The sequence below is a fragment of the Micromonospora sp. CA-259024 genome, assembly GCF_050936255.1.
GTDB lineage: Bacteria > Actinomycetota > Actinomycetes > Mycobacteriales > Micromonosporaceae > Micromonospora.
The window spans coordinates 2,010,340-2,032,239 of sequence record NZ_JBNJND010000001.1; the positions used below are offsets into that span (position 1 = coordinate 2,010,340).

Genomic DNA, 21,900 nt, shown 5'->3' on the forward strand with positions numbered 1-21,900 from the left:
GTCGGGGTCCCGGACCCCGCGCACACCGACGATCACGGCTTGACACCCTCAACGGATGCCGTCGACCGACCACCTCGCCGCCAGCCGCTACGCGCGGATGCGCTGGAACACGCCCCTGTCGCAGGAGCACGCGGCGTTGCTGCTGCAGCGACTCGACGTCCGCCCGGGTGCGCGCGTACTCGACCTCGGATGCGGTTGGGGTGAGCTGCTGCTGCGGGCGGTCGCCGCCGGTGGCGTGTCCGCCCCCGTCGCGACGAGGGGCGTCGGCGTCGACACCGACGACGCCGCCCTCGCCCGGGGCCGGCGGTTGGCCGCGGGTCGGTCGCTCAACCGGCACGTCGCCTTCGTCATGGGAGAGGCGGCGGCCTGGCAGGAGCCCGCCGACCGGGTCCTCTGCATCGGCTCGGCGCACGCCTTCGGCGGCACCCGGGCCGCCCTCGACGCGCTCGCCACCGTGGTCCGACCCGGTGGCCGGTTGCTGTTCGGTGACGCGTACTGGGAACGTCCCCCCACGGCCGAGGTCGAGCAGATCTTCGGTACGGAGGTCACCGCCCTCCCGGACCTGATCGAGGCCGCCCGCGAACGGGGCTGGCGCGTGCTGCACCTGAGCACCGCCGACCAACGGGAGTGGGACGACTTCGAATCCACCTGGCTCGCCGGCCGCCAGGAGTGGCTGCTGACCTACCCGGAGGACCCCCGCGCGGGGCAGGTCCGCGCGGAACTCGATGCCCGGTTGCGCCAGTACGTCGGCGGCTACCGCGGCGTCCTCGGCCTCGCGTACCTCGTCCTCGGCCGCTGACGGGCTGAACCTCCGACGTTCGACCCACCGACCCGACCGGCGTAGGGAAGAGTGTCAGGCGAGAGCTGTCGTCGGCGGCGAAGCGGTGGCACCACGTCGTCGCGTGCGGAGGTCCAGATGAACGACACGTCCCCGGCCGGGCCCGTCAAGAACGTGGTCCTGGTACACGGCGCGTACGCCGACGGCTCCTCCTGGTCCGACGTCATCCCCATCCTCCAGCGGGCCGGGTTGACCGTCACCGCCGTGCAGAACCCGTTGACCTCCCTGGCCGATGACGTCGCCGCCACCAACCGCGCCCTCGACCGGCAAGACGGGCCGACGGTGCTGGTGGGGCACTCCTGGGCGGGCACGGTCATCAGCGATGCCGGCAACCATCCCAAGGTCACCGCCCTGGTGTACGTCGCCGCCCGCGCTCCGGACGCCGGCGAGGACTTCACCGCCCTCGCGGCGAAGTTTCCGACGCCGCCGGCGAACGCCGGTCTCGTCCACAACGACGGGTACGCGCAGCTGAGCGAGAGCGCCTTCCTCGAGGACTTCGCGGGCGGAGTCGACGAGGCCCGAGCGCGTTCCCTGTACGCGGCACAGGGGCCGATCGCCGGCGACCTCTTCCAGGGCCGCACGACGACGGCTGCCTGGCGGGACAAACCCTGCTACTACTCGATCTCCACCCAGGACCGCACGAGCGCGCCTGAGCTGGAGCGTTTCCTGGCCGAGCGGATGGACGCGACGACGATCGAGGTCGACTCCTCGCACCTCGCCATGGTGACCCACCCGGAGGCGATCGCCGATCTCATCCTCATGGCCACGAGAGGCGCCCGCGGTCCCGTACCGTCCGGCCGAGGATAGCCCCGACGCGGGCCGTCACCCGGGTGCCGCCTGAGCCTGGCGGACCTACCGTGACCGGTCTGCCGGCGGCGCGAGCCGCATGGGCCCCGCTCCAGGTGGTGCACGCCGACGGGGCGGGCTTGACGGCGCACAGACATCAGAGGTTTACTGCCTCAGCGATGTCAGTCGATGTGCTTCGATCGTCCACACTGGCGGGTCGGAGTCGTCGGCGGTGCCATCGCGAATGATCGTCGCCGTCGCGCCAGCCGTCTCCCGGCGCTGTCGGTCGCGACGCGACGCTCCCCCCTCGGCGGGTGGGGAGCACCGGAACCGCACCCCCGTACGGCGCAGCGTCGCGCACTCCCCCGAGCCGGGACGATCCCACCGTGCACGGCAACACCCCGACACCACCGCGCCACCCCGCACCATCTCAGCCGAGCATCGGCGGCCCGGCTCCGTACCACCGCCAACCGGCCCCGGCGAGGCCGCGCGCCCCGTGCGCGTGCGCCCGGGTCGACGCTCAGCAGAGGAGCAGAAGCATGCGTTCCCGTCCCCGCTTGTCAGCACTCATCACTGGCCTGGCCGTGTTCCTGGCCACCCTGGTGGCCCTGCCGACTCCGGCCTCGGCGGCACCACTGACCAAGGTCCTGGTGTTCAGCAAGACGGCTGGTTTCCGCCACTCGTCCATCCCGAACGGCATCGCCGCCATCCAGCAACTCGGCACCGCCAACGGTTTCAGCGTGACCGCGACCGAGGACGGCGGCCAGTTCACCACCGCCAACCTGGCCCAGTACCAGGCGGTGGTCTTCCTGTCGACGACCGGCGACGTCCTCAACGCCAGCCAGCAGACGGCCTTCGAGGCGTACATCGCCGCCGGCGGTGGTTACGTGGGCGTGCACGCCGCCGCCGACACCGAGTACAGCTGGCCGTGGTACGGCGGGCTGGTCGGGGCGTGGTTCGACTCGCACCCGGCGATCCAGTCCGCCACCGTACGGGTCGAGGACCGGACGAACCCGTCCACCGCGCACCTGGGCGACACCTGGGTCCGCACCGATGAGTGGTACAACTACCGCACCAACCCCCGCTCGGGCGCGCGGGTCCTGGCCAGCCTCGACGAGTCGTCCTACAGCGGCGGCAACATGAGCGGCGACCACCCGATCACCTGGTGCAAGGCGTACGGCGGCGGGCGGGCCTGGTACACCGGGCTCGGACACACCGAGGCGTCGTACACCGATCCGAACTTCACCCGGATGCTGCTCGGCGGCCTCCAGGTCGCCGCGGGCTCCGTGACGGCCGACTGCTCGCCGCGCACCACGACCCCGCCGCCCAGCGGCTCCACCCTGCGGGCCCGGGCCAACAACCAGTACGTGAGCGCGCTCAACGCCACCACCGCGCTGATCGCCAACCGCAGCGCCATCGGCACCACCGAGCGGTTCGACCTGGTCAACCTCACCAACGGCAACGTGGCGCTGCGTGCCAAGGGCAACGGGCAGTTCGTCGCCGCCGAGAACGCCGGCGCCGCCCCGCTGATCGCCAACCGGGCCAGCGCCGGCGCGTGGGAGACGTTCCAGCTCGTGCGCAACTCCGACGGCACGGTGAGCCTGCGGGCCACGGTGAACAACCGCTACGTCGCCGCCGACAACGGGGGCGCCTCCCCGCTGATCGCCAACCGGACCTCCATCGGTCAGTGGGAGAAGTTCGACCTCGTCACCGGCTGACCTGGTCCCCCGCTCGTTCTCCACCACCCCACCTGGTCGTGGTGCGCCCCCGCGCGCCCGTCCCCCGGTCGTCGAGAAAGGACGATCATGCTCTCGTACCCCCGGCGCTGGCCCCGGGCTCTCCTCGCGGCGGTCACCGCCGTCGCGAGCGTGACCCTGGCTGTGGCCGCACCGTCGACCGCGCAGGCGGCGGTCATCCCCGCCTCGGACTATCAGCAGGTCAAACTCGCCACCGGCTCGGCCGAACTGGGTGAGGCCATGTCCCTGGCCGTCCTGCCCAACCGCTCGGTGCTCCACACCGCCCGCAACGGTGTCCTGCGGGTCACCGACGCGGCCGGCAACACCAAGGTCTCCGGCACCCTGTCCGTCTACACCCACGACGAGGAGGGGTTGCAGGGCGTCGCCGTCGACCCCAACTTCGCCACCAACCGGTGGGTCTACCTGTACTACTCGCCCACGTTGAGCACCCCGTCCGGGGACGCCCCGACCACCGGCTCGGCGGCGGACTTCGACAGGTGGAAGGGGCACCTGCGGCTGTCCCGGTTCACACTCAACAGCGACGACACGCTCAACCTGGGCAGCGAGAAGATCGTGCTCCAGGTCGCCAATGACCGTGGGCAGTGCTGCCACGTCGGCGGTGACCTGGACTTCGACGCCGCCGGCAACCTGTACCTGACCACCGGCGACGACACCAACCCGTTCGAGTCGTCCGGCTACGCGCCACTTGACGAACGGACCAACCGCAACCCGCAGTTCGACGCCCAGCGCTCCTCGGCCAACACCAACGACCTGCGGGGCAAGGTGCTGCGGATCAAGCCGCAGGCGGACGGCACCTACACCATCCCGTCGGGCAACCTGTTCGCCCCCGGCACGTCGGGCACCCGCCCGGAGATCTACGCGATGGGTCTGCGCAACCCGTTCCGGATGAGCGTCGACAAGGCGACCGGCGTCGTCTACCTCGGCGACTACGGCCCCGACGCCGGGTCCACGAACTCCACCCGTGGCCCCTCCGGCCAGGTCGAGTTCAACCGCATCACGGCACCCGGCAACTACGGCTGGCCGTACTGCACCGGCAGCAACACCAGCACCGAAACATACAATGAATACACCTTCCCGTCCGGGCCGTCGCAGTCCAAGTACAACTGCACGGGCGGGCCGACCAACAACTCGTTCCGCAACACCGGGCTCACCACGCTGCCCGCGGCGAAGCCGGCCTGGATCAAGTACGCCGGCGACTCCGGGTCGCCACCGGAGTTCGGCAGCGGCTCGGAGTCGCCGATGGGTGGGCCGGTCTACCGGTACGACGCCTCGCTCAGCTCCAGCATCAAGTTCCCGGCGTCGCTGAACGGCCAGTTCTTCGCCGGCGAGTACGGCCGCCGCTGGATCAAGGCCATCGCGGTCAACTCCGACGGCTCGCGCGGGGAGATCTCCAACTTCCCGTGGAGCGGCACGCAGGTCATGGACATGGCCTTCGGCCCGGACGGCGCGCTGTACGTGCTGGACTACGGCACCGGCTCGAACAACCAGGCGCTCTTCCGGATCGAGTACATCGGTGGTGGCAACCGCAGCCCCATCGCGGTCGCCTCGGCGAACCCCACCTCGGGGCCGAGCCCGCTGACCATCGCCTTCTCCTCGGCCGGCAGTTCCGACCCGGAGGGCGGGGCGCTGAGCTACCTGTGGACCTTCGGCGACGGCACCACGTCGACGGCGGCCAACCCCACGAAGACGTACACCACCAACGGCACCTACAGCCCGACCCTGAAGGTCACCGACCCGACCGGCCTGTCCGGCACGGCGAGCCTGGTCGTCACCGTGGGCAACACCGCACCGACGGTGTCGCTGACCCTGCCCACCGACGGGCAGCTGTTCAGCTTCGGTGACACGGTGCCGTACCAGATCTCGGTGAGCGACCCGCAGGACGGCACGATCGACTGTTCCCGGGTGAGCCTGACGTACGCGCTGGGCCACGACAGTCACGCCCACCAGATCACCTCGAAGACCGGCTGCAGCGGCACGATCACCGTCCCGACGGACGGTGAGCACGACGCGGCGGCGAACATCTACGGTGTCTTCGACGCCGCCTACACCGACAACGGCGCGCTCACCACGCACAGCATCAAGACCCTGCAACCGAAACACCGGCAGGGCGAGCACTTCGGCGCCCAGTCCGGTGTCCAGGCCACCGAGCACACGAACGCCGAGGGTGGTCGCACCGCTGGGTTCATCGAGAACAACGACTGGATCTCGTACCAGCCGTACCACCTGTCCAACGCGACCCGGTTCACCGCGCGGGTCTCCTCGGCCGGAGCCGGCGGCACCATCGAGGTTCGTGCCGGGTCCGCCACCGGCACCCTGCTGGGCACCGTCACCGTGCCGGTGACCGGCAGCTGGGAGACCTTCACCGAGGTGTCCGGCGCCATCACCAACCCGCCCGCCGCGACGACCACGCTGTACCTGGTGTTCAAGGGCGGGTCGGGCAACCTGTTCGACGTCGACTCGTTCACCTTCACCACCGGCACCAGCGGCGGCACCGGAGTGATCAGCCTGCGGGCACAGGTCAACAGCCAGTACGTGTCGGCTGTCGGTACCAGCGCGCTGATCGCCGACAAGGCCACCGTCGCGACGACGGAGCAGTTCGACCGGGTTGACGCCGGCAACGGCACCATCGCCCTCCGGTCGCGTGCCAACGGCCTGTACGTCTGCGCCGAGAACGCGGGCGCGGAACCGTTGATCGCGAACCGTACGACGATCGGACCGTGGGAGACGTTCCAGCTCATCACCAACACCGACGGGACCGTCAGCCTGCGCGCCCTGGCCAACAACCAGATCGTGGCCGCCGAGAACGCCGGGGCGGCGGCGCTGATCGCCAACCGGGCGGCGGTCGGGTCCTGGGAGAAGTTCACCCTGGCAAACTGACCGACGGCGGTGCCCGGCCTGGTCGGCGGCCAGGCCGGGCACCGCCCATCCAGGGGTGCGGGTGTTGTCGTCCGAGCCCGCCGGCCTGCGGTGCGGGGTGCGACTAGATCGGGAAGCGGCCCTGTCGCCAGTGCCAGTGACGACCAGCCTTCAGGTGCTCCACGACCGCGCGCTGGAGCACGGTGCGTCGCGGCAGCTGGTCCAGTGGCGTGGTCAGGGTGCGGAACACGAACCGCCGCACCTCGACGTCGGCGTCCAGCCCTTCGGGCTCCTCGTAGGGCTCCAGCTCGAACCTCCGCTGGAACCGGACGATGTTGGAGTCCTCGGGTAGGTACTCCCGCAGCTGGGGGTCGAGCAGCCACGAGCCACAGGAGAACGCCGTGTAGCGCTCGTCGGGGAAATGGCGTGGGAAGAACGCGCGGGCCTCGTCGAGTGACGCCGCGACCGCCTCCGGGGTCAACGGCCCCGAGTCGGGGATGTGCAGGCCGATGGCGTCGTCGCCGCGCTGGTGCTGCAGCCGGCCCAGCTCGTAGACGCTGCCGCGCGCGTGCAGCGTCAGCCAGCTCTGCATGACCGGCCAGCCCTCGCGGTGCATCCGCCGGTCGACCGCGAGGTTGCGGCCCAGGTCCGCGAGCGTCAACCACGACACGGCGTCGGGGATGCCGTGGTCGCGGTGGTAACCCCGGACGACGTCGACCAGGGCCAGGTACGCGTACACGTAGAGATGCCGCCAGGCCAGGCCTCGTTCGCGCGGCAGCTCCGGACCGGGCGGCAGCCAGGCGTGGCCCCCCAGGTCGGCGCGGACCAGGGCGATCGAGCGGTCGAGCAGCCAGCGCAGCTCCGGCGTCCACAGCGGTGAGTCGGGGTCGGGCCAACCGGCCATGATCTCGGCGGCGTCGTCTGGTCGTACCGCGAGCCGGTCGAGGATCGCGGGCGCGTCGGCCTTGGCGGGCAACGGAGCCGAGGGCCGGTCACCGGCGAGCCGGCAGACGCGGTCGACGTCCTCGACGGGTACACCGAGTCGGGCGGCGGTGTCGTGCACGTCCACGGGGACGACCCTACCGGCGAGGGGTCTCCGGTGGGGTGCCCGGAAGGTGGCGCCCGAGCCGGTGGGCTCAGGAGTCCGCCGGCACCCCGGCTTCGAGCTGGCCGATCATCGGAGCGAGGAGGTCGTTGAGTTCCCGGGCCAGCACCACGACGGCCCGTCGCGCCGCGGGCGCGGCGTCGTCGTCCGGACCGGCGGGCGCCGGTGGCAGATCGTCGAGCGGGACCGGAGACTCCACCTGGAGCATCGCGCGCAGATGCGGGCTACGCGTCTGGTCCTGCTCCGTCGGTGTGGTGAACTGACCGAACACCTGAGGCCAGTCGCGCCAACCACGGTCGCGCTGCCACTGCTTGGTCCAGGTGAGTTCGGCCGGCCAGCCCGACACCAGCGTCACCGCGCAGACCATGCTGCCGTCCCAGGCGCTGCGCGTGCAGGTCGCCGAGACGATCCGCCGATGCCAGCGGACGAAGCCGGGCGACAGCTCGCTGGCCACCTTCCAGGCCGCCGCCGCGAATGCGACAGGCGCGATGTCGTCCCAGGTGTCGGCGAACTCGTCGATCCGGGCGAGCACCTCGGCTTCGTACCGGCCGCGCCCGCCGGTGCCGTGCTCGCGGTCGAACTGCTCGTCCACCCAGAAGGCGCGCGGCTCCGGCATCCTCAACCCCGTTTCACAGCGATGGCGTCCAGCACGTCGAACCTATGCGAATTCCAGGGTACGGATGACGCCCTCGCTGGTTGTCGACCTACGCCGCCGATCGGCTGGTGGCCGACTAGCCGACGAAGACGCAGAAGGGATGTCCGGCCAGGTCGGCGTACACGCGCAGCGGCTCGTCGGGGTCCTCGATGCGGTCGTACCGCAGCCGGCCACCGAGTCGAAGCACGCGCTCATGCTGGACCAACAACTCGTCGACCGATTCCACGCTCAGATCCAGGTGCAGCTGCTGCGGCACCGTATCCTCCGGCCAGGTCGCTTCCGCCAGGTGCTCGACCTGTTGGAAGGCGATCTGAGGGCCGCCGTCGGGCGCCCTCAGCACCAGCCAGTCGCGACCCCGCTCGTCGACCTGCCCCTGCGCCGGCGGCTCGTCGCCGGGCCGGTAGACGAAGCCGAGCAGCTGCCGGTAGAACTCCGCCAGTGCCCTCGCGTCGGTGCAGTCCAACACCACCGAACACAGCTTGGGCACACTCTCCTGGTCGACCACCCTCGATCACCTCCGGGTGCCATTCTGGCCGCACCACACCGCCGTCGCATCCGCAGCGACGCCCCCGCGGTCATGCTGCTGGCCGGTGTCGCGGTGCGATCGCCGGCCGGCCCGCATCGATCGTGACTTGACAAGCAGCGGTCTCCAGAGTGGACGATGCAGCGTGCGAATTCTCGTGGTCGGTGGCAGTGGTCTGATCGGCGCCCATGTCGTGGACGTGCTGCGCGAGCGGGGTCATGCGGCCACCTCGGTGGCGCGTACCGCCCGTTCCGGTGTCGACCACCTGGTCGACGTGGGGTCTGCCTCGACCGACGAGCTGCGGTCGCTGCTCGCCGGTCACGACGGCGTGGTCTACGCCACCCGCACCGACGAGCAGCGACCACTGCCCAAGCCGATCTACCCGGCGTTTCGGCGTGACAACGTCGAGCCGGTGGTACGCCTGTTCACCGCCGCCCGCCTGGAGGGTCTCACCCGAGGGGTCGTGATGGGCTCCTACTACACCTATTTCGACCGGCTGCATCCGCAGTGGCACCTCGCGGCCCGCCACACGTACATCCGCTGCCGGGTCGAGCAGGCCCGGGAGGGGCGGGCGGGCGCCGGCCCGGACCTGCCGGTCGCCGTGCTCGAGTTGCCGTTCGTCTTCGGCCGGGCCGGTGACCGGCTGCCGAACTGGGCCGGTCCGCTGGACCGGTGGGCGCGGTCCCGTACACCCCTGGCCGCCCCCACCGGTGGGAGCGCCGCGGCGTCGGCACGCAGCGTGGCCGAGGTCGCGGTGGACGCTCTGGAGCGGGCCGACGGTACGGACATCCCGATCGCTGACGAGAACCTCACCTGGAACGACATGATCGCGCGCATCGCCGAGGCAGTCGGGCGACAACGCCGGGTCACGCGCCTGCCGGCCGGCGCGGCGAAGGCCGCCCTACGGCTCGGCGGCGCGCTGCAGGCCCTCAGCCGCAAGGAGTCCGGCGTCAACCCGACCCACCTCGCCGACCTCCTGCTCGCCGAGTTGTTCATCGAACCGACGACCGGCCGATCGCTCGGCCCAGCGCTCCGCGAGACCTTCGCCGACAACGGTGCGAAAGAGGTCTGATCAGCGCGTCGGAGGCTCGGCCGCCTGCGCCAGCCGCGCGGCGATGTCGACGAACTCGTGCACCAGAGGCGACCGGTTGTCCTCGGACCAGGCCAGGCAGACCTGGTTGTGACCGAGGTCGTCGACGGGCACGTGGACGACGTCGGGCCTGGTGTAGAACGTCGCGGTCGACCGGGGCAGGATCACCACCCCGGCGTACGCGGCGACGTGCTCCAGCTTCTCCTCGACGGAGTTCAGCTCGGGCCGGGGGCGGGGATCGAGGTCCGTCCGGCGGTTCGGCAGGTCCCGCCACTCCGGCACCGCGTCCGGGTCCTGGAGCAGCCGTTCCTCGACCAGTTCGGCGAGGTCGACCGACTCCTTGCCGGCCAGCCGGTGATCCCTGGGCAGGACCACGACGCGGGGTTCGGTGAACAGCGGGCGTAGGCGTAGGCCGCGCTTGCCGACCGGGAGCCGTACGTAGCTGACGTCGGCACGGCCCTCGCGGACCACCTCGACCTGGTCGTTCCATGAGGTGCGGACGACATTGACGGCCAGGTCGGGGTGCAGGTGGGCGATGGCACGGGCCTCGGCGGTGACGATGAGCCCGGGCATGAACGCGATGGTGAACGTCGGCCTGCCGTGCGCGGCCCGTTGCACCCGCCGACGCAGGGCCTCGGCCGAGGCGAGCAGCGGACGGGCGTCGGCCAGCAGTTGACGGCCGGCCTCGGTCAGCACGGTGGAGCGGCGATCCCGGACGAAGAGCTCGGCGCGAAGTTCGTGCTCGAAGGCCCGGATCTGGCGGGACAGGACCGGCTGCGCGATGTGCAGCCGCGCGGCGGCGCGGCCGAAGTGCAGCTCCTCGGCGACCGCCACGAAGTAGCGCAGCTTACGCAGATCGACGTCCATCCGGCTCCCGTCCGGTTCTCGCTCCGGGCGGCTCCACGATACCCGCCGGGTATGACTGGGGTGATGCTCAACGGGCATCACAGGAGGTGAAAGAGGTCTTGGACGCGAGCGTTCCCGGCGGAGCACGGTGGTAAGCGTCTGCACCACACCATCCGGAAGGACACGATCATGACCCTCACCGACCAGCGCGTCGTCGTACTCGGCGGAACCTCGGGGATCGGGCTCGCCACCGCCACCCGGGCCGCCCGCGAGGGCGCCCAGGTCGTGGTCGCCTCCAGCAACCAGCGCAGCGTCGACCGCGCCCTGTCGACCCTGCCGACCGGCACCCAGGGGTACGTCGCCAACCTCACCGACACCGGCGACGTATCCCGCCTCTTCGAGGGCCTGGGCCCGTTCGACCACCTCGTCTACACCGCCGGTGAACCGCTCGCGCTGATGTCCGTCGACGGTCTCGACCTCGCCGCCGCTCGCGCCGCCTTCGACCTGCGCTACTTCGGCTCCCTGTCGGCGGTCAACGCGGCAGTCCCGTACCTGCGGCCCGGCGGGTCGATCACCCTCACCACCGGCACCGCCAACCACCGCCCGAGCGCGGGCTGGTCGGTGGCGGCCAGCATCACCGGGGCGATCGACGCGCTGGTCCGCGCGCTCGCCGTCGAACTCGCCCCGCTCCGGGTCAACGCCGTCTCCGCCGGCGTGATCCGCTCACCGCTCTGGGACTCCCTGCCGGAAGAAACCCGAGAGCAGATGTACGCCCAGCTCAGCCAGTCGCTTCCGCTCGGCCGGGTGGGCGAGCCCGAGGAGGTCGCCGAGGCGTTCGTCTACCTGCTGCGGGCGACGTACGCCACCGGCACGGTGGTGACCGTCGACGGCGGCACCCTGATCGCCTGAGCCCAGCACATCGCGGCCTGCGCGCTGCGCCGGCAAGATCCGCATGTCAGGGAGGTAGGGGTCTCCGCCGCGCGTCAGGCCCCTACCTCCCTGACGCCGCCACGGTCGGCGGCACTCAACGGAGCTGCTCGGCCAATCCGACGACGATGCCCTCGGGGCCACGGACGTAGCAGAGCCGATAGATGTCCTCGTACTGCTCCAGTTCCCCGACGAGTTCGGCCCCGTGAGCGCGCAGGCGGGTAATGACGTCCTCGATGTCGTCGACGGCGAACATGATGCGACGAATGCCCAGCGTGTTGGCCGGTACGTCCTTCGGCTCGGCCCTGATCACCTTCGGCGTGTGGAACATCGCCAGCTCGACCTTGCCCTGGCCGTCCGGGGTCCGCAGCATCGCGACCTCCTGTCGGACGTCATCGATCCCGATGACACGCTCCACCCACCGTCCCTCGATCGGCCCTCGGCCCTCCAACTCCATCCCGAGTTCGACGAAGAACGAGATGACAGCGTCAAGGTCTTCGACAACGATAAGGACGTTGTCCATCCGCTGGATCGCCATGCTGGATCTTCTCCCTGGTCTGGTCGGCCACCATGGCCGCATCCTCCCCTGAGACGGAGCCGCCCGGCCGTACTCGACATTCTTCGCGGCTTTTTGGAGAGCCTCCTGATCCCGGCAGGGCTTCGTCACGCACCGGAGTGTGCGGTGCCGGTTCGCCCGAAGTCAGGGGGAGGCGAGATCCTTTCCGGCGGCCAGGCTGTCTGCCCGGTGGCGGAGTTCCTCGGCGATGTGGTTCCAGTCCGGGCCAAAGGCGCGGAGGTCACTGGCCGCCACGTGCAACAGCTCACCATCCTCCGGCCGTTGAAGGCACGCCAGCCGGAACGCAAGATTCCGCGCCCAGACCGGGAGAGCCATCCAGTCCTCTTCGAGCATCACCTTCAGCATCGCCACGATCTCGTCGGCTGATGCGAAGGTAACGACCTCCACATATGCACTAGCCACCCGGTCGCTGTGCCGCATGGGGAGCAGCCGGGCCAACTCAAGCAGCGACATACACTCCGGCGCGGCGGGCGAGGCGGCCGGAGACTCCCTGGGCTGTCCGGTGGGAAGCCTGTCCAGCACAGCGCGAAGCCACCCGAGGATCGTCACGTCCCAGAAGCTAGCCCATTCCCAGTCGTGAGCCCCAGATATGGACACCACGCCAGTCCTCCTCACGGGAGACCTTGACGTCGTCGGGCCTCGTCCGCAGCTCACGCACGTGACGTTGGTTAGGAAATGGGAGGTGCCCACCTGCCGATTCGCACGTCGTCAACGCGGTCGCTACGGAGGAAGCCGGCATCGACGCTGTCTAGCTGGTCAGCGACGTCTACCCACAGTTGCGCTACAGACTCCCACCGCGGTGTCGTGCAGCGGTGCTCGCGGGAGAACTCCACCAGACATCCGTGTAGCGGACCCTCACGCAGGTCCATGAATAGTTGCATCCGCCAATTCTCGACAGCCACAGCGGTCGGATACGGGTTCGAGACGTCAGGGATGAGATGACCGCCAGGTGAGTCGACGGCGTGCCGGAGTCCATTGGACAGGCCCCACCAAACCCGAAGACCGGCCGGGAGCGCCACACCCAGGGCGGTTGCGACAGTGTCGATCTCGGCTGCTGTTGCCGGTGGATTCATCTGCGCACGGAATCGGGGAGCAAACCGCGACAGCCAATCCTCGATGCGGTGCCATGCCCGCACCACTGCAATGTCGGTGCCCATGTTGTGATCGAACCAGGCCAATCCGCCGAGGCATCAACGGCGGGGGCTTAGTCGATCAAAGCGGACGACCTGGCTCCTGAGCTGCCGTTACGCAGCCCTCGGCCGCTGCCGACACCAGTGCCGCCGCCTCCGCCATCCACCGGGCAACCCGTCGTCCCACCAACGCCATTGCCGACCGGCGACGACGTCGGCCTGGCCGTGCAGGTCACCCGCCTTGTTCCCGCCTCGGGCAACCTCACCGTCTGCGGACAGCAGTTCTGGCTCAGCCCCACCCGAGCCGGACTCCCAGTCACCCTCTGGGCCGACACCACCGTCGTCCACCTGCTCATCGACGGCGTCCGACTCAAGACCGTCCCGTCCCGGCTCACCCCGCCCACCTGCGCCAACTTCTCGCCGACGACGGCCAGCCGGCCGGGCCACCACCGATCACCACCGGCCCCACCCGGGCCGGCGCCCCGATCGAGGTCGACCGGCTGCAGATCACCGCCGACGGCGTCCTGCTGCGCAGCCTGCCCAACCCCCTCACCACCGCCGAGATCACCCGCATCCGCGACGCCCGGCCCGCCGGACCCCCACCGCAGCCCGCAGCCCAGCCGTTGCGGGTGGAACGCCGCGTCAGCTGCCGAGGGTCCCTGGTCATCGCGGGCCAGCGCATCCACGTCGGCATCGCCCGGGCCGGAGCAACCCTGACCATCGAAGCCGCCGACACCACCTTCCGCGTTTACGACGCTGACCAGCTGGTCACCGAAGTGCCCCGCACCACCGCCAAGCCCGTCGCCCGCCCGGTTCAAGGCACGCAAGCCAGAGCGATCCCGGCGGCACACCAGCCACCCCGGCCATATGCCAGCCTGACGACCATGTATACGGAGAAACGCATCCCGCTGCTCTGCAGCTACGACAGCGACGCCGACGCGGCATACATCTACCTCGACCACCCCATCCCACCCGCCGCCGCACAGCGCGTCATACCGTTCGACCCCGATCAGGGCATGTTCAACCTCGACCTCAACCCCGAGGGCCACGTCGTCGGCCTGGAAATCCTCGGCGCCCGCAACCGGCTACCGACCGCTCTCCTGCAAGCGATACTGAAGAACCAAGATCAAACAGAGAACAAACCATGATCGTCTAGCCGGATGTGTCACCCAACATCTGACACCGATCCGTCACGCATCAAGTGGAGCCCGACATCGCCGGCAGTCCGCCTGTCCGGCAGTCGCCGGCAGTCGGCCGCCGGCCGTCGTGTCCGGTCTCAGGACCTGCGTGACACATCGGTATCAGGACGTGCGTGACACTCTGCCAAGTGCTGATCGTAGGTTGAGCCCGCCGGCGGCGCATGGCAGGCTCGTGCCCCATGATCGATGATTTCGCAAAAGAGTACCTGCACCACAACCTGCGAAAGACTCGTGAGGTAATGCTCTGGAAGCTCGACGCGCTCTCCGAGTACGACATCCGCCGCCCCCTGACCTCGACTGGAACCAACCTTCTCGGCTTGATCAAGCACCAGACGCTGTCCGAGTCCAGGTACTTCGGCGAGGTCTTCGACCGACCGTTCCCCGAATCGCTGCCCCGGTGGGACGACCTCGGGGCGCGCGGCGACGACATGTGGGCGACCGAGTACGAGACGCGCGAGGAGATCATCGACCGCTACCGCCGTGTTTGGGAGCACTCAGACGCGACGATCACCGCCCTCGCCATCGACTCCCCGGGCTACGTGCCCTGGTGGCCACGGCCCAACGTGAAGCTGTTCAACGTCATGGTCCACATACTCACCGAGACCAGCCGGCACGCCGGACACGCCGACATCCTGCGCGAGCAGCTCGACGGCTCGACCGGGACAACAGCCGAGTATGCGAACCCGCAGCGCGACGCGGCCTTCTGGGACGCCCAGTGCGCGAAGATCGAGCGGGCCGCCAAAGCAGCTGGTCCAACCAGGGCCTGATATCCACGACAGCGCCGAGCCCCGACGCCGCCGCGCTCCTCGCCGCTGCGCCATCTAGCTGGACGTGTCACCCACGTCCCGAGACTGATCTGTCACGCAGGTTCTGAAACCCGACATCGCCGGCAGTCGGCTGTCCGACTGCGGATGACGCGTTCGTCGTGGCTTCACCTGACGCGTGGCACGACACCCAGGCTCGTTAGCGACATGCTGTGAGCGCAGGCGACACAAACGACGCGGTGGCTGGTGTGTTATGCGTCGTTCTGAGGCCGGGCTGCGGTCGGGTCACCGGGGCGACCGGTGATTAGCTCTCGGCCGTCGCCGGCGCCGCTCAGCCTTCACGGAATCGGCTGGCCAGATGCCCTGTTGCCGCCGCCTGCACTCCAGCTCCGGGCAGTCGCACCACCAGCCGAGGTCAGCGATCGGGATACGGCCACCTCCGCACGCGTGCTTCGAGTCAGCAAGGATCCGCGGCATGCAGCCCAGGCATCGCGACGGGCCGAACGGAAGGGGCCGGACCGGCGTGGCGTCGAACGCCAACTCCACCGGATCAGAAGTCCTGGCCAGCGCGGATGCTCTCGACGAACGTCTTCCACTCAGACTTGTCGACGACGATCTGCTCCGCCGGGCGCCGTGAGTTACGCACAATCCGATTCAGGTTGGCATCAATAGCGACCTCAACACAGTTCGGGCCAGAGTTTGCGCACCGGTTCGGGCGGACGAAATCGAGCTGGTGCATGGCGTTGCTCCTTTGTCTCAGCTGGCCGTCACGTGCGACCGATGGTCGGTGAGGGGTAATACGGGGAGCGGCAGGTCGTGAGCGACGAGTTGGCCGAACGCGTCGGCCCACTCCCAGCAGCGTCCTCGGGTGCGGCAGCGCGGGCACCGGCCGTTGACGGCCTGGTGCTCGATGAGGGTCCGCCGCCAGCCTTCCGCCAGCCGGGTCAGCATCGGCGTGCTCGCGGCCGCTCACCCGCAGCCGTCGCGACAAGGACGTCGACCTTGACCAGCAGCTCCCAGCAGAAGGGAGCGGTACAGTCCGCCGACTCCCACGCGCACTCCAGCCCGTGCCCATACACCCAGGCGTACCGGGGGTCCTGGGACTTGTGGATGGTGACGATCCGGATGTCGTGGCAGGTGTGGCCCTCGATGCCGGGGCTGAGCTGCCACTCACCCGGCCGCACCGACACGCGGGCACCCGGACCGGGCATCATCGGGGCGGTCACCGGGCCCACCGGTTGTTGTGGACCCGCTCGTTGGGCAGCCGACGCGCGTAGGTCAGTAGTCGATCCTGGGCGGCCTTCTGCTCGCCTTCCTGAATGGCCTGATCGGTACCGGAGGGCAGCGGCACCTGCCGGTCGCGTTCCGGCCGGTGCCACAGCAGCCTCCACAGCCCGGGGATCATCTCCATCGCACATCGGCTCCTCCACTCACGGCAGCGTCCGCTCTGCGTGGGGATGTTCGCCGAGCCGACACCCTGCCTGTGCAGACAGCGTCTCCCCGGCAGCCAGGGTCATCCAGACTGGCGGTGTCCGCTGGTTGTCCGTGCTGTCCGCGGACGGCGCCGCCGCTAGGGTGTGGCGGGTGAGCGACTACCTGCAGGTGTCAACGGCCACCGACACGCGCGATGTTGGCGTGCGGCTTGCTGAAGGGGCGGTCGCCGCACGGCTCGCCGCGAGCGGGCAGGTGATCGGCCCGGTCACGAGCGTGTTCTGGCACCACGGGGTACAGGGTTCGGGCGAAGAGTGGCAGGTGCTGCTCTACACCACGGCAGAGCGGTACCCACAGCTGGAGCGGTTTGTCCTTAAGGAGCATCCCTGGGCCAACCCGCAAGTCAGCGCAGTGCCTATTGTCCGGGGTTCTCCGGAGTACCTGGCGTGGTTGAGCCGCTCAGTCGAGGACGCGTAGACGCGGCTGCCGCGAGGGCCTGTAGCTCGACGACGCAGGGTAGCGATGCATACGGTTCCAAGCGGTGCAGGAACGCGTGGAGGCGTTGGCGTGGACGGATGGACCCCACCCCGCCGGCGAGACGGACCGCGCTCCCGGCGGTCTGGCATGCCTGCTCGATTTCGTTTGCGTCGAGATAGGCGTCAGCGAGCCACGACAGGTAGAGCGCCTTGTCACGGGCCTGCGTGTCACAAAAGGTCGCCAGAGCGCGTTCCAACACCGGTATCGCGCGAAGCGGTCGGTGGAGCACCGCCCAGCATCGGCCGGTCATGATCTCACCTTCGGTGCTGTCCACCCAGTAGACCCAATCCGGCTCGGGCCGGTCGTCGCGCTCGTTCAGCAGGGTCGTACCGATACCGAGGTGCCTGTCGGCGGCCGGTGCATCACCCGCAGCGGCGAATGCCCATGCAGCCCGCAGGTGCAGCAATGTCCGCACCCGCGGTGTGGCCGTGGCACCGGCCGCTTCGCAGGCCGCGCTTGCGGTTTCGGTGCCTCGACTGCCGATGGCCAATTGCTGGTACGCCAGAAACGCCAGCCCGTTGCCCGTGAGCGCCCGGTCCTCGGCGTCCTTCGCGGCGGCGAGGCTGACCCGGAACTTCCCGTCCGCATCATGGTGGTCGCCGGCGTCGAACGCCGCCCAACCGGCCAATTGCGCCTGCTCGGCGAGAATCGCCAGCAGTTGCCGGCCCGTGGGCTGGCTGTAGCCACCGTTCTGAATCAGTCGAGTCGTCGACTCAACCTCGGCCGCGTACATCTGGCGGGTGTCGGCGCCGCCCAGGTAGTTGTCGAGCCGGCGTAGCCGGGCGGTGCGCTCCGCGAGCTGGGCGACAGCGGTAGCACCGACGCGAGGGCCGTGGGCGAGCAGGGTATGTGGGAGTGCGACGGCCAGTCCGGCGGCGGCAACGAACTCGCGGCGGCGCATACCGTGAAATGTTGCGGCGAGTGCGGCCAGCTCACCGCCGGCGTGAAGAGCGTCGTCGACGCGTCGGGCAATCTGCGGGGTGGGCGGCTTCGCGCCGGTCTCCAGCTCGTGCAGGTACGTCTTGCCGTGGTAGGTGAGCTTCGCGAGATCACGCAGGGATAGGCCGCGCTCTGTGCGGAGCTGGCGCATCCGGCCCGGGAACGAAGGTTCAGTCACAGCGATCACCCCAGGTAGAGGGATGGGTTGCACCCGCCGGCCGCCACACCGACGGGTTGCCGTTGCCGTCCGTAACATTACCGCTGCTGAATGTCGCCGTCACGCACGAACAAGCCGACACGAACGATGCCGCACCGATGTACTCCTAAAGCCGTTACGGGCCCGGAGACGGCATGATCTTTGTTCAGCGACCTTCCGGGCGACCTCAAGCGCAGATCAGGGCACCTTCGGCCGTTACTTGGCGTTGAAGTAGCTCGCCTCCGGGTGGTGGACCACGATCGCGTCGGTGGCCTGCTCCGGCATGAGCTGGAACTCCTCGGACAGCTCGACCCCGATCCGCTCCGACCCGAGCAGGTCCACGATCTTCGCCCGATCCTCCAGATCCGGGCAGGCCGGGTAGCCGAACGCGTACCGGCAGCCCCGGTAGTCGTTGCGCAGGATGCCCGCCAGGTCCGTTGGGTCGTCGTGGCCCAGCGGACGGCCGTCGGGCAGGGTCATCTCGGTACGGATGCGCCGGTGCCAGTATTCGGCCAGAGCCTCGGTGAGCTGCACGGAGAGCCCGTGCACCTCCAGGTAGTCGCGGTACTCGTTGCGGGCGAACAGCTTCGCCGCGTACTCGCTGACCGGCTGGCCGACGGTCACCAGCTGCAACGCGACCACGTCGAGCTGGTCGCCCTTGGGCCGGAAGAAGTCCGCGAGGCAGAGCCGCCGCTCCTGCCGCTGCCGCGGGAAGGAGAACCGGGCGCGCTCGGCGTGCCCGTTCTCGTCGAGCACGACCAGGTCGTTGCCTTCGGAGTACGCCGGGAAGTAGCCGTACACCACGGCTGCCTCCAGCACCTGGTCGGCGATCAGCCGGTCCAGCCAGTAGCGCAGGCGCGGCCGGCCCTCGGTCTCGACCAACTCCTCGTAGGACGGCCCGTTGCCGCCCCGGGCGCCGTTCAACCCCCACTGCCCGCGGAACGTGGCCCGCTCGTCCAGCAGCGCCGCGTAGTCGGCCATCGGCACGCCCTTGACCACCCGGGTGCCGAAGAACGGCGGGGTGGGCACGGCCACGTCCGCGGCCACGTCGGAGCGGACCGAGGAGTCGTGCAGCTCCGGCAGGGACTCCGTCACCATCGACCGCTGCCGTTCCCGGCGGGCCCGCCGCGCCGCGAGGGCCGCCTCCCGCTCCGGGTCGATCACCGGCGCGCCGCCGCGCTTGGCGGTCATCACCTTGTCCATCAGGGACAGCCCCTCGAACGCGTCCCGCGCGTAGTGCACCTGCCCGGGGAACATCGACCGCAGGTCGTCCTCGACGTACGCGCGGGTCAGCGCCGCCCCACCCAGCAGGACGGGCCAACGCTCCGCGACCCCGCGCGTGGCCATCTCGGCGAGGTTCTCCTTCATGATGACCGTGCTCTTGACCAGCAGGCCGGACATGCCGATCGCGTCGGCGCGGTGCTGCTCGGCGGCGTCCAGGATGGCGTTGATCGGCTGCTTGATGCCGATGTTCACCACCTCGTAGCCGTTGTTCGACAGGATGATGTCGACCAGGTTCTTGCCGATGTCGTGCACGTCGCCGCGCACGGTGGCGAGCACGATCCGACCCTTGCCGCCGTCCTCGGTGGATTCCATGTGCGGCTCCAGGTACGCCACCGCGGTCTTCATCACCTCGGCGGACTGGAGCACGAACGGCAGCTGCATCTGCCCGGAGCCGAACAGCTCACCGACCACCTTCATCCCGTCCAGCAGGATGTCGTTGATGATCGACAGCGGGGACCGGCCGCCGGCCATCGCCTCGTCCAGGTCGGCTTCCAGGCCGTTGCGCTCACCGTCGATGATCCGCCGCTTGAGCCGCTCGTCCAGCGGCAGCGCGGCCAACTCCTGCGCCCGGCTGGCCCGCGCGCTGGTCACATCGACGCCCTCGAAGAGCTCCAGGAAGCGCTGCACCGGGTCGTACCCCTCGCGGCGCCGGTCGTACACCAGGTCCAGTGCGACCTCGCGCTGCTCCTGCGGGATCTTCGACATCGGCAGGATCTTGCTGGCGTGCACGATCGCCGACGTCAGCCCGGCCTCCACGCACTCGTGCAGAAACACCGAGTTGAGCACCTGCCGGGCCGCCGGGTTGAGCCCGAAGGAGATGTTCGAGATGCCCAGGGTGAAGTTGACCCCCGGGTAGCGGCGGGCGATCTCCCGGATCGCCTCGATGGTCTCGATGCCGTCGCGGCGGGTCTCCTCCTGACCGGTGGCGATCGGGAACGTCAACGCGTCGATGAGAATGTCGGAGCGGTCCATGCCCCAGCGGCCGGTCAGGTCGTCGATCAACCGCGCCGCGACCCGGACCTTCCACTCCCGGGTACGCGCCTGCCCCTCCTCGTCGATGAGCAGCGCCACCACCGCCGCACCGTGCTCGCGGACGACCGGCATGACCCGCGCGTACCGGGAGTCGGGGCCGTCGCCGTCCTCGAAGTTCACCGAGTTGACCACGCACCGGCCGCCGAGCATCTCCAGCCCGGCCTCGACGACGGCCGGTTCGGTGGAGTCCAGCATGATCGGCAGCGTCGACGCGGTGGCGAACCGGCCGGCCAGCTCCCGCATGTCCTGCGTGCCGTCCCGGCCGACGTAGTCGACGCAGAGGTCGAGCAGGTGCGAGCCGTCGCGCGCCTGACTACGGGCGATCTCCACGCAGGCCCGCCAGTCGCCGGCGAGCATCGCCTCCCGGAACGCCTTGGAACCGTTGGCGTTGGTCCGCTCCCCCACCATCAGCACCGAGGCGTCCTGCGCGAACGGCACCGGGTGGTACACCGAGGAGACGCCCGCCTCGTGCTGCGGCTCGCGGCCGGGGGCGGTGACGCCGTGCAGCCGCTCGGCCAGCACCCGGATGTGCTCGGGGGTGGTGCCGCAGCAGCCGCCGACCAGCCCCACGCCGTACTCGGTGATGAACCGCTCCAGGGCCTCGGCCAGCTCCACGGGAGTCAGCGGGAAGTACGCCCCGTCGGCGGTCAGCACCGGCAGGCCGGCGTTCGGCATCACCGACAGCGGAATGCGGGAGTGCTGCGACAGGTATCGCAGGTGCTCGCTCATCTCGGCCGGGCCGGTCGAGCAGTTCAGCCCGATGAGGTCGACGCCGAGCGGCTCGATCGCCGCCAGGGCCGCACCGATCTCGCTGCCGACCAGCATGGTGCCGGTGGTCTCCACGGCCACGTGACAGATGATCGGCACCGACTGGCCCAACTCGGCCATCGCCCGCCTCGATCCGACCACGGCCGCCTTGACCTGGAGCAGGTCCTGGCAGGTCTCGATGATCAGCGCGTCCGCGCCGCCGACGATCAGACCGGCGGCGTTCTCCTGGTACGCGTCGCGCAGGGTCGCGTAGGCGGCGTGCCCGAGGGTGGGCAGCTTGGTGCCCGGCCCGATCGAGCCCAGCACGAACCGCGGCCGCTGCGGGGTGCTGGCCGCGTCGGCGGCCTCCCGGGCGATCCGAGCACCCGCCTCGGACAGCTCCCGGATGCGGTGCGGGATGTCGTACTCGGCGAGGTTGGCGAGGTTGGCGCCGAACGTGTTGGTCTCCACACAGTCCGCGCCGGCGGCCAGGTAGGCGTCGTGCACTCCACGCACCACGTCCGGCCGGGTGACGTTGAGGATCTCGTTGCACCCCTCCAGCCCGTCGAAGTCGTCGAGCGTGAGGTCCGCGGCCTGCAGCATCGTGCCCATCGCCCCATCGGCGATGAGAATCCGGTCGGCCAGCACATCCATCAACGAAGTCCGCACCCGTTCAGGTTA

At 69.8% G+C, this 21,900-nt stretch carries 20 protein-coding genes; 9 read left to right on the plus strand and 11 right to left on the minus strand.

Annotation, left to right across the window (positions count from 1 at the left end; translation table 11 throughout):
* Positions 1-55 precede the first annotated feature (55 nt).
* From ACQEUX_RS08640 to ACQEUX_RS08655, 4 genes are all read left to right on the plus strand, one after another.
* Entirely contained in the window at positions 56-799 is a 744-nt protein-coding gene (locus ACQEUX_RS08640; protein WP_433043831.1) for an SAM-dependent methyltransferase, read from the plus strand.
* A 117-nt stretch (positions 800-916) separates the two neighbouring features.
* The gene (locus ACQEUX_RS08645) at positions 917-1,645 is read left to right on the plus strand and encodes an alpha/beta fold hydrolase (protein ID WP_433043834.1); all 729 of its coding nucleotides are present in this window, start codon (positions 917-919) and stop codon (positions 1,643-1,645) included.
* Between the two features lie 518 nt (positions 1,646-2,163).
* Positions 2,164-3,342, plus strand: coding sequence for a ThuA domain-containing protein (locus tag ACQEUX_RS08650; protein ID WP_433043837.1), 1,179 nt, complete (start codon positions 2,164-2,166; stop codon positions 3,340-3,342).
* 87 nt (positions 3,343-3,429) lie between these two features.
* On the plus strand, positions 3,430-6,258 hold the full coding sequence (locus tag ACQEUX_RS08655) for a PQQ-dependent sugar dehydrogenase (protein ID WP_433043840.1): 2,829 nt from the start codon (positions 3,430-3,432) through the stop codon (positions 6,256-6,258).
* 103 nt (positions 6,259-6,361) lie between these two features.
* Here ACQEUX_RS08655 and ACQEUX_RS08660 read toward each other — a convergent pair whose 3' ends face one another.
* From ACQEUX_RS08660 to ACQEUX_RS08670, 3 genes are all read right to left on the minus strand, one after another.
* Positions 6,362-7,306 carry an acyltransferase domain-containing protein gene (locus ACQEUX_RS08660; RefSeq protein ID WP_433043843.1) on the minus strand — a complete coding sequence of 315 codons (945 nt, stop codon included), beginning with the start codon at positions 7,304-7,306 and terminating at the stop codon, positions 6,362-6,364.
* Positions 7,307-7,373: 67 nt separating this feature from the next.
* Positions 7,374-7,958: a hypothetical protein gene (locus ACQEUX_RS08665; protein WP_433043846.1), complete on the minus strand. Its 585-nt coding sequence runs from the start codon at positions 7,956-7,958 to the stop codon at positions 7,374-7,376.
* Between the two features lie 115 nt (positions 7,959-8,073).
* A complete protein-coding gene (locus tag ACQEUX_RS08670; protein ID WP_433043849.1) occupies positions 8,074-8,502 on the minus strand; it encodes a VOC family protein in 429 nt (142 codons plus the stop codon).
* 163 nt (positions 8,503-8,665) lie between these two features.
* Between ACQEUX_RS08670 and ACQEUX_RS08675 the strand changes: the two genes are divergently transcribed.
* Positions 8,666-9,592, plus strand: a complete 927-nt coding sequence (locus tag ACQEUX_RS08675) for an NAD-dependent epimerase/dehydratase family protein (RefSeq protein ID WP_433043852.1) — start codon at positions 8,666-8,668, stop codon at positions 9,590-9,592.
* Here ACQEUX_RS08675 and ACQEUX_RS08680 read toward each other — a convergent pair whose 3' ends face one another.
* Positions 9,593-10,477, minus strand: coding sequence for a LysR family transcriptional regulator (locus tag ACQEUX_RS08680; RefSeq protein ID WP_433043855.1), 885 nt, complete (start codon positions 10,475-10,477; stop codon positions 9,593-9,595).
* A gap of 168 nt (positions 10,478-10,645) precedes the next feature.
* On the opposite strand from ACQEUX_RS08680, the gene ACQEUX_RS08685 reads away from it, so the two are divergent.
* Positions 10,646-11,365: an SDR family oxidoreductase gene (locus ACQEUX_RS08685; RefSeq protein WP_433043858.1), complete on the plus strand. Its 720-nt coding sequence runs from the start codon at positions 10,646-10,648 to the stop codon at positions 11,363-11,365.
* A gap of 115 nt (positions 11,366-11,480) precedes the next feature.
* Here ACQEUX_RS08685 and ACQEUX_RS08690 read toward each other — a convergent pair whose 3' ends face one another.
* A complete protein-coding gene (locus tag ACQEUX_RS08690; protein ID WP_433043861.1) occupies positions 11,481-11,921 on the minus strand; it encodes a VOC family protein in 441 nt (146 codons plus the stop codon).
* A gap of 162 nt (positions 11,922-12,083) precedes the next feature.
* Entirely contained in the window at positions 12,084-12,560 is a 477-nt protein-coding gene (locus tag ACQEUX_RS08695; RefSeq protein ID WP_433043864.1) for a hypothetical protein, read from the minus strand.
* Between the two features lie 1,159 nt (positions 12,561-13,719).
* Between ACQEUX_RS08695 and ACQEUX_RS08700 the strand changes: the two genes are divergently transcribed.
* A complete protein-coding gene (locus ACQEUX_RS08700) occupies positions 13,720-14,238 on the plus strand; it encodes a DUF2283 domain-containing protein (protein WP_433043867.1) in 519 nt (172 codons plus the stop codon).
* A 230-nt stretch (positions 14,239-14,468) separates the two neighbouring features.
* Complete coding sequence (locus tag ACQEUX_RS08705; protein WP_433043870.1) at positions 14,469-15,056, plus strand: DinB family protein; 588 nt, start codon at positions 14,469-14,471, stop codon at positions 15,054-15,056.
* A gap of 547 nt (positions 15,057-15,603) precedes the next feature.
* Here ACQEUX_RS08705 and ACQEUX_RS08710 read toward each other — a convergent pair.
* From ACQEUX_RS08710 to ACQEUX_RS08720, 3 genes are all read right to left on the minus strand, one after another.
* On the minus strand, positions 15,604-15,792 hold the full coding sequence (locus ACQEUX_RS08710) for a DUF397 domain-containing protein (RefSeq protein WP_433043873.1): 189 nt from the start codon (positions 15,790-15,792) through the stop codon (positions 15,604-15,606).
* Between the two features lie 205 nt (positions 15,793-15,997).
* Positions 15,998-16,279, minus strand: a complete 282-nt coding sequence (locus ACQEUX_RS08715) for a hypothetical protein (RefSeq protein WP_433043876.1) — start codon at positions 16,277-16,279, stop codon at positions 15,998-16,000.
* Positions 16,276-16,464 carry a hypothetical protein gene (locus ACQEUX_RS08720; protein WP_433043879.1) on the minus strand — a complete coding sequence of 63 codons (189 nt, stop codon included), beginning with the start codon at positions 16,462-16,464 and terminating at the stop codon, positions 16,276-16,278. The genes ACQEUX_RS08715 and ACQEUX_RS08720 overlap by 4 nt, the downstream gene beginning before the upstream one ends.
* 134 nt (positions 16,465-16,598) lie before the next feature.
* Here ACQEUX_RS08720 and cutA point away from each other — a divergent pair, with 134 nt between their 5' ends.
* A complete protein-coding gene (gene cutA, locus ACQEUX_RS08725) occupies positions 16,599-16,961 on the plus strand; it encodes a divalent-cation tolerance protein CutA (protein ID WP_433043882.1) in 363 nt (120 codons plus the stop codon).
* Here cutA and ACQEUX_RS08730 read toward each other — a convergent pair.
* Positions 16,900-18,111: a helix-turn-helix domain-containing protein gene (locus ACQEUX_RS08730; RefSeq protein WP_433043884.1), complete on the minus strand. Its 1,212-nt coding sequence runs from the start codon at positions 18,109-18,111 to the stop codon at positions 16,900-16,902. The two genes, cutA and ACQEUX_RS08730, sit on opposite strands and share 62 nt — an antisense overlap.
* A 261-nt stretch (positions 18,112-18,372) precedes the next feature.
* The gene (metH, locus tag ACQEUX_RS08735) at positions 18,373-21,873 is read right to left on the minus strand and encodes a methionine synthase (protein WP_433049684.1); all 3,501 of its coding nucleotides are present in this window, start codon (positions 21,871-21,873) and stop codon (positions 18,373-18,375) included.
* Positions 21,874-21,900: the final 27 nt, after the last annotated feature.